The organism is Hominilimicola sp. (assembly GCF_046972485.1).
In the GTDB taxonomy this organism is placed as follows: domain Bacteria; phylum Bacillota; class Clostridia; order UBA1381; family UBA1381; genus Hominilimicola; species Hominilimicola fabiformis.
Genome location: NZ_JBKVWU010000101.1, coordinates 1 through 8,150 on the forward strand (window position 1 = coordinate 1; position 8,150 = coordinate 8,150).

Annotated in this window: 9 protein-coding genes; 6 read left to right on the forward strand and 3 right to left on the reverse strand. The window is 38.7% G+C overall.

All coding sequences use genetic code 11. The features are described from left to right. The coding region (locus ACLTU0_RS09310) for a ribonuclease J (RefSeq protein WP_412322173.1) at positions 1-906 on the reverse strand (906 nt) is incomplete at its 3' end. Between the two features lie 412 nt (positions 907-1,318). Here ACLTU0_RS09310 and ACLTU0_RS09315 point away from each other — a divergent pair. From ACLTU0_RS09315 to ACLTU0_RS09330, 4 genes are read left to right on the forward strand one after another with little or no spacing between them, the layout of a single operon-like run. Further along, positions 1,319-2,065, forward strand: a complete 747-nt coding sequence (locus tag ACLTU0_RS09315) for a DeoR/GlpR family DNA-binding transcription regulator (RefSeq protein WP_412322172.1) — start codon at positions 1,319-1,321, stop codon at positions 2,063-2,065. Beyond that, a complete protein-coding gene (gene pfkB, locus ACLTU0_RS09320) occupies positions 2,062-2,964 on the forward strand; it encodes a 1-phosphofructokinase (protein WP_337599822.1) in 903 nt (300 codons plus the stop codon). Before ACLTU0_RS09315 ends, pfkB begins: the two co-directional genes overlap by 4 nt. 13 nt (positions 2,965-2,977) lie before the next feature. Then, positions 2,978-4,948, forward strand: coding sequence for a fructose-specific PTS transporter subunit EIIC (locus ACLTU0_RS09325; RefSeq protein ID WP_022230170.1), 1,971 nt, complete (start codon positions 2,978-2,980; stop codon positions 4,946-4,948). A gap of 21 nt (positions 4,949-4,969) precedes the next feature. After that, a complete protein-coding gene (locus tag ACLTU0_RS09330; RefSeq protein WP_022230171.1) occupies positions 4,970-5,227 on the forward strand; it encodes an HPr family phosphocarrier protein in 258 nt (85 codons plus the stop codon). A 38-nt stretch (positions 5,228-5,265) separates the two neighbouring features. Here the strand turns inward: ACLTU0_RS09330 and ACLTU0_RS09335 are convergent, their stop codons facing one another. Both ACLTU0_RS09335 and ACLTU0_RS09340 read right to left on the reverse strand, forming a co-directional pair. Next, positions 5,266-5,925 (reverse strand): DUF6320 domain-containing protein, encoded by a 660-nt coding sequence (locus ACLTU0_RS09335; RefSeq protein ID WP_022230172.1) that lies wholly within the window; start codon positions 5,923-5,925, stop codon positions 5,266-5,268. After that, entirely contained in the window at positions 5,926-7,185 is a 1,260-nt protein-coding gene (locus ACLTU0_RS09340; protein ID WP_022230173.1) for a hypothetical protein, read from the reverse strand. 156 nt (positions 7,186-7,341) lie between these two features. Between ACLTU0_RS09340 and ACLTU0_RS09345 the strand changes: the two genes are divergently transcribed. Beyond that, positions 7,342-7,692 carry an anti-sigma factor antagonist gene (locus tag ACLTU0_RS09345; RefSeq protein WP_022230174.1) on the forward strand — a complete coding sequence of 117 codons (351 nt, stop codon included), beginning with the start codon at positions 7,342-7,344 and terminating at the stop codon, positions 7,690-7,692. Then, positions 7,682-8,101, forward strand: coding sequence for an anti-sigma F factor (gene spoIIAB, locus ACLTU0_RS09350; protein ID WP_022230175.1), 420 nt, complete (start codon positions 7,682-7,684; stop codon positions 8,099-8,101). Before ACLTU0_RS09345 ends, spoIIAB begins: the two co-directional genes overlap by 11 nt. Positions 8,102-8,150: the final 49 nt, after the last annotated feature.

An 8,150-nucleotide genomic window follows, 5' to 3' on the forward strand; every position in this document is an offset into this window, starting at 1 on the left:
CTGTGAGCCTGTTGTAATAATAACTACTTGGTTCGGTCTGTATTTTTTTATGTTGTCAATATTGATAAGTACGCCTTCTGGTACTTTCATATATCCGAGAAGAATTGATATTTCAACGATATTTTCCATACTTCTTCCCGAAACTGCTACTTTACGTCCGTTTTTAGCGGCAGCGTCGATAATTTGCTGCACTCTGTGCACGTTTGACGCGAAAGTAGCGACTATAATACGTTTATTACAGCCTTTGAAAATCTGTTCAAATTTTTCACCGACACTTCTTTCACTCATTGCATATCCCGGTCGTTCAACATTTGTACTGTCAGAAAGAACGGCAAGAACTCCTTCTTTTCCGAGTTCACCGAGTCTTGCAAGGTCAATCATATCTCCGACGATTGGAGTAGTATCAATTTTAAAGTCACCCATATGAATAACCGTTCCGACAGGTGTTTTGATTGCAAGAGCAGCAGAGTCTGCAATAGAATGGTTGGTGCGGACAAACTCAACAGAGAAGTTTTGTCCCGCATTAATTACGTTTCCGTACTTTGCACGAACAAGCTTTACGCTTGATAAAAGATTGTGTTCCTTTAATTTATGTTCGACAAGACCGATTGTAAGTCTTGTACCGTAAACAGGAACGTTGATAGCCTTTAGGAAATAAGGCAATCCGCCGATATGGTCCTCGTGACCGTGAGTAAGAAAAATTCCCTTGATTTTTGACCAGTTCTTTTCAAGATAGGTAATATCGTTTATTACCATATCTACACCGGGCATATCATCATCAGGGAAAGCCATACCGCAATCTACCATTATAATTTCGTTTCCGTACTCAAGGGCGGTTAAATTTTTTCCGATTTCATCAAGTCCGCCTAATGGTATGATTTTCAGTTTTTTAGCTTTTGCCACAATTTTACCTCCGTTATTTAATTTTTTCCGACCATTATTACAACAATATTATTATACCACATTTGTCTGACGATAGTCAACATAAATATGGCTACTTGATAAATTAAAGTGTTATAATATATAAATACTGAGTATGTCGACAAAATGTCGACAGATTAAAAAATCACATCTGTGATGTAATTTATGATTTTTAATGAGGTTAGTACCTCAAACTTTCAAGAACAAAGCAGATAAAAACATTCATGAGCAATCATTAGAATGTACAATATAACTAAAAGTCAGCAAAATATGTGCAACATATACAATTATTTTGCATATAATTTGTGAATGAATTTGGTTGACAATGAGCGAATTTGATTGTATAATACAAATAGAAACAGTCAAAAACGTTCAAACGATAAAAGGAGGCGAGAGAATGTTACTTGAAGAAAGACTTGATGAGATAGTAAAGATAGTAAACGAAAGAGGAAGTATATCTAATCAAGAATTGGTCAAGATGTTTGGTGCATCTGAATCGACAATCAGACGAGATATAACAACTCTTGCCAATGATAACAGAGTTATACGAGTACACGGCGGTGCAATGTCGGTTGTATCGGGCGGAGGAATGGAAGATTCGGAAGTCAGTGCAAGACGTATTCAAAACAGTGATGAAAAAATCAAAATCGCAAAATATGCGGCGTCACTGATAAATGAAGGCGACCTTGTATATATTGACGCAGGAACTACCACTGAATATATGATTGAGTATATAACCGTCAAGGACGCAACTTTTGTTACAAACGCTTTATCTCACGCAGTCGGTCTTGCGAGAAAAGGCTTTAAAGTATATATAATCGGCGGACTTATCAAATCGGTGACAGAGGCGATTATAGATTCCGAGGCGATTATATCACTCTCAAAATACAATTTCACAAAAGGCTTTTTCGGAACTAACGGACTGAGCAGTGACAGAGGGTTCACAACTCCCGATGTCAGAGAGGCGGATATTAAAAATTTTGCGATGAGAAGATGTGCAAAGAAATTTGTACTTTGCGATTCGTCAAAATTCAATAAAATATCAAAAGCAACTTTTGCGGCTGGCAGTGACATAACCGTAATAACGGATAAGATAACGGAAAATATTAAAGGATATAATATAAAGGAGGCTGCTCAATTATGATTTATACCATAACATTCAATCCCGCATTGGATTATATAATGGTTGTTCCGTCTTGCAGAAGCGGTGAAGTAAACCGGACGGAATCCGAAAAGATTATGGCAGGCGGAAAAGGTATTAATGTTTCGATTGTGCTGAACAATATGGGTGTCGAAAATACGGCACTTGGCTTTATATCCGGTTTTACGGGCGGTGCGATTGAAAATATACTTGCCGATATGAATTGTAAAACCGATTTTATAAAGCTTGACAACGGTTTTTCGAGGATTAACGTGAAAATAAAATCAGACACCGAAACAGAAATAAACGGTCAGGGTCCTGATATTTCGGACGGTGCGGTAAAGAAACTTTACGAAAAACTTGACAGTTTGAATGACGGCGATACGTTGGTACTTGCCGGAAGTATTCCGTCATCGCTTTCCGATTCGATTTACTGCGAAATTATGGACTACCTTAAAGATAAAAAATTAAATATAGTCGTTGACGCAACAAAGGACTTGCTTGTGAATGTTCTTAAGTATAAACCGTTTTTGGTAAAACCTAATAATCACGAAATAGGTGAAATATTCGGTGTTGAACTTAAAACGAGAAGTGAAGTTGTTCCGTATGCAAAGAAAATGCAGGAAATGGGTGCGAAGAATGTACTTGTTTCAATGGCAGGCGAGGGTGCGGTGTTCGTTGGTGAAAACGGAGAAGTGTACGAAAGTGAGGCACCTAAAGGTAAATTAGTGAACTCAACGGGAGCAGGCGATTCAATGGTTGCCGGTTTCCTTGCGGGATATATGGAAAAGCAGGATTTTATGTATGCACTTAAGATGGGATTATCGGCAGGCAGTGCAAGTGCATTTTCGGAAAATCTTGCGACCAAAGAAGAAATTTTAAATGTATTTAAAACAATATGAGGAGGTAAAAATTATGCGTATCACAGACTTACTTTCAAAAGAGAGTATCAGACTTGACGGAGTTTCAAGCACAAAAAAAGAAACCATTCGTGCAATGGCAGACCTTATGGAAAAGAGCGGAAAAATATCAGATAAGAATGCTTATGTAGAAGGTTTGATAAAAAGAGAGGAAGAAAGTACGACGGCAGTCGGCGAGGGTATCGCAATTCCTCATTATAAAGGCAGTGCGGTGACAAAACCCGGACTTGCGGCAATGGTAATCAAAGACGGTACTGATTTTGATTCGATAGACGGTGAGCCGGTAAAGCTTATATTTGCAATCGCCGCACCTGATACAAAAGAAAATGTACACCTTGACGTATTGAGTAAACTTTCCGTTTTGCTTATGGACGAAGATTTTTCAAAAAAACTTATTAATGCAAAATCGGTAGAGGAATTTATTTCAATTATAGATGACGCGGAAACTGCAAAAGATAATGCTGAATCAGAACAGGTTACTACATCTGATAAGAAAATACTTGCAGTAACTGGATGTCCGACAGGTATAGCTCATACTTATATGGCTGCTGAGGGACTTCAAAAAGCGGCAGAAAAAGCAGGTTGTGCGATTAAAGTTGAAACAAGAGGTTCGGGCGGTGCAAAGAATGTTCTTACCGAATCTGAAATCGCAGAGGCTGATTGCATAATCGTTGCGGCAGATACAAAAGTTCCTATGGAACGTTTTAACGGTAAAAAGGTAATCGTTACACAGGTAAGTGACGGTATTTCAAAGGCTGACGAACTTATCGCAAAGGCACTTGGCGGAAATGTTCCGATATTTACCTCAAATGAAAGTGATGAGGGTGATTCGGCTAAGTCGGATAATAAAGAGGGCATCGGTCACAGAATTTATAAGCACCTTATGAGCGGTGTTTCGCATATGTTGCCGTTCGTTATAGGTGGCGGTATTCTAATTGCTATCGCATTCTTGCTTGACGACTTTACTATTGATCCGTCAAACTTCGGTATGAATACACCGATTGCGGCATTCTTTAAAACAGTCGGCGGTGTCGCATTCGGTTTGATGTTGCCTGTTCTTGCAGGATTTATCGCATATTCTATTGCGGACAGACCGGGTCTTGCGATCGGTTTTGTGGGCGGTATGCTTGCCTCAACGGGTAACAGTATATTAGAATTTACAAACAGCTACTCAGGCGGAATTAACGGCTATCTTGCAAACACAGTATTCAATTCATCAGGTACAACTGTTTCGGGATTTTTGGGAGCACTTGTTGCCGGTTTTGTTGCAGGATATATTGTACTATTGCTAAGAAAGATATTCTCAAAACTTCCTGAAAGTCTTGAGGGAATTAAACCGACATTGTTGTATCCTGTACTTGGCGTATTCATTATGGGTGCATTGATGTTGTTCGTATTCAATCCGATTATCGGTGTTATAAACGACGCACTTGCAAACCTACTAAACAGTATGGGTTCAACATCAAAGGTTATTCTTGGTATTGTTCTCGGAGGTATGATGGCTATTGATATGGGTGGTCCTATAAATAAGGCGGCATATGTATTCGGTACAATGTCAATCGCAAACGGCAACTATGATATAATGGCGGCTGTTATGGTTGGCGGTATGGTACCACCTATCGGTATTGCACTTGCAACAACATTCTTTAAAAATCGTTTTTCAAAATCGGAACGTCAGTCGGGTATTACAAACTATGTTATGGGCTTGGCATTCATCACAGAGGGTGCAATTCCGTTTGCGGCAGCCGATCCGCTGCACGTAATACCGGCAACAGCTGTCGGTGCGGCAGTAGCAGGTGCATTGTCAATGGTATTCGGATGTACATTGATGGCTCCTCACGGCGGTTTATTCGTATTCCCTGTTGTAGGTAACTGGCCTATGTACTTGGTAGCATTAGCGGCAGGTTCGGTTATTACAATGTTTATGCTTGCACTTTTAAAGAAACCTGTATACAAAGAAAATTAATATATAAAGGAGATAAGTATTATGAAAGAATTTAACTACACAATCACAGATCCACAAGGCATTCACGCTCGTCCTGCGGGTGTGCTTGTAAAAGAGGCGGCAAAATATCAGTCAACAATCACTCTTGAAAAAGACGGTAAGACAGGTGACGCAAAGAGAATATTTGCTGTAATGGGTTTGGCGGCAAAGTGCGGTAATACACTTAACGTAAAAGTTGAAGGCCAGGACGAGGACGAAGCTGCAAAGGCTTTGGAAGAATTTTTTAAGGCAAATCTATAATATTAAAAATGGTGTTGCTAAAGCAACACCATTTTTTTTTATATGTGAAATTTTTTTGATAATGTCAAAACAAGTTCTTTGCCGTCATATAACACAAGAGTTATAAAAGAAATTATGCTCAGTGCAATACATATAACCGACGGAATAAGAATTTTTGTGACACCTGTTATGCACAATATAAACGGTGCAAGTCCGAAAAATATACATATCACAAATGAAAACACATAATCGGGCATTTTAATTTTTAAAATCTTTGTTGCCACGAACAATCCGAGCATTGCCCATGAAAATATTATCGGTATAACGTAATCGACCGACCAGCCGTGCCAACCTGTAAACTTATCCCATATTACGCACAATATTGATATTATAACAGCCTCTGCGGCGATATTCTGCGATATGACTTGGCGTTTCTTGATACATATATTTGTCGTAAGCCAGAAGCATATTACACCGAAAAGTACAAACAACGACCAATGACCGCTTTGGGGAAGAAGTATGTTTACGGCAATGCTTATTATCGAAAGTGACGAAGTGACAAGAATTGCAAATTTAAAAATCTTTTCATATTTTTCGTAAAATGATTGTACTTTCGGAAATTCGTAAGGTGTACTTTCGCCTGTCAGCTTGTTTTGGCACAGCGGACATCGCTCAAATTCACCACGCACATCAATTTTACATTTATCACAATGTTTCATTTAATCATTCCTTTCATCGTCGTGTATGTTGGAAGTCAGTTCAACGTCAATACCCCTTGAAGTCAATTCACGGAAAAACCTCATTTCGATATCCGAGCTGATGAATTGAGAAGTAAATCCCAAAGTCAGCTTACCGTCAAACGAGCAAGAACATAATTGAAGTTTGTCGGTGCTGATATACACGTCAAAGCATTTTATAAACTTATTCATATTTTCGGGCATTTTAACTATTCCTATATTTGAAAAAGTTGCCGTGACGGCTCTGCCCGACATTCTGTATGCTATTCTCAAAAAGAAATCTTTCACGACAAGCGGTACAATTCTTGTTATGACATTGTGTTCAACAGCTGAATATGTGTCGATAGTGCCGAGAAGTTTTTCGGCTTTCAGCTTGCTTTTTAGTTGAGTGTTTATAACGTCAACCATTGTTTCAAAATCCTCACCGTGCTTTTTTATGTCATACTGAATATACGTCAGACAGAAAAAGTTTCTTGCCGAAACGGATGGGAAGAAGTTGCGAAGATTTACCGGTATCAGTATTGTAATCGGTTTCTTGCCTTTTGAACGTACAGGCATTTCGTCTATGATTGATTTTATAAGTACCGCAGACAAAAACGCAGTTAAAGTTGCATTGTATTTGTGAGATTCTTCAAGTACTTTCTTCACGTCAACCATACCGTTTATGACTTTTAATTTGTCGTCGGGATATTTTCGTCCTACAATTTTGTATGCAACAGGGTTATTTTCTTGCTTTGAAGAAATTTTGCCGGAATAGTATTTTGAAAAACTGTCATCACTTTTTTGTGTGCTTGATGCGTCATAATCAACTCCGCTGTCTTCAACATTTTCCGCAAGTGTAAGGTAGTTTGATACAAGTGTTTTAAGAAAATTCATCGCACCTGTGCCGTCTGTCAAAACGTGAAAAACTTCGAGATTTATTCTGTTTCTGTAGTAAGTCACTTCAAATAAAAGCTTGTGATTGTTCCTCTGGTATATAAGCGAACATGGGATTTTATATTCTTCGCGTACAATCGGTTTTATATCCGATTCCTCAAGGTAATACCAAAAAAGTCCACGCCTTAATATACTTTTGAAAATATCAAATTCCTCCAATGTATCTTCAGTGGCTTTTTGCAAAAGGTCTTTGTTTACTGTTTTGTATAATTCGCAGGAAAATCTGAATACCTGCGTATCTTTTTTGGACTGCGCCGCCGGAAATATCTTGGCGGCATTGTCAAGTTTATTCCATTCACTTTTCATAAATGTAACCTCATTTCTTATGTCTGTTTTATTATATCACAGTTCAAAAATAATAAAAAGTGTTTTCGACAAAGGTTATCAAAATTTAACAAAGGAAATTTATTACAAATAATAGAAATATAAAAAGATAACATTTATATACAGGAGGAAGAAAATATGGAGTTAATGTTAATGGGCAGGTACAGATTGCTGATTATAAAAATTTTTGGCGAACTTGACCAGCATAAAGCGTCGTCAGTAAGAGAAAATGCGGACAGGGAACTTGGCAGAACGGGGGCGGTTAATGTCGCGTTTAATTTTGAAAATGTGACTTTTATGGACTCGTCTGGTATCGGCGTTATTATGGGACGATACAAGACGGTTACGGCACTCGGCGGAAAGGTTATCATATACGGTGCGTCTGATGCGGTGAACAGACTGATTGAAATGTCGGGTATAAAGAGTATCGTAACGGTAGCCGACAACCTTGAAAACGGTGTAAAGGAGGCGGGCATTGATGTACAGTAACATTATGGAAATAAAATTTCCGAACAAAAGCGATAACGAAAGATTTGCAAGGACGGTTGCGGCGGCATTTGTGCTTGAACTCGATCCGACAGTAGACCAAATTTCAGAAATAAAAACGGCTGTTTCGGAGGCGGTTACAAATGCGATAATTCACGGATATGATGAAAAAGACGGAATTGTAACGATGTCCGGAAGTATAGAGGACGATACGGTGACTTTTTCCGTATCGGATGACGGAGTGGGTATACCGGATATTTCAAGAGCGAGAGAACCGCTTTTCACAGGTAAACCCGAAATGGAACGCAGCGGAATGGGTTTTACGATAATGGAAACGTTTATGGACAGTATTGAAGTCCAAAGTGAAGTCGGAAAAGGCACACGCATTACTATGACAAAAAAGTTAAAGTAGGTGATGTGTTATGCTAGATAATACTGATTTGTTTGTACGCGTGCGAGTG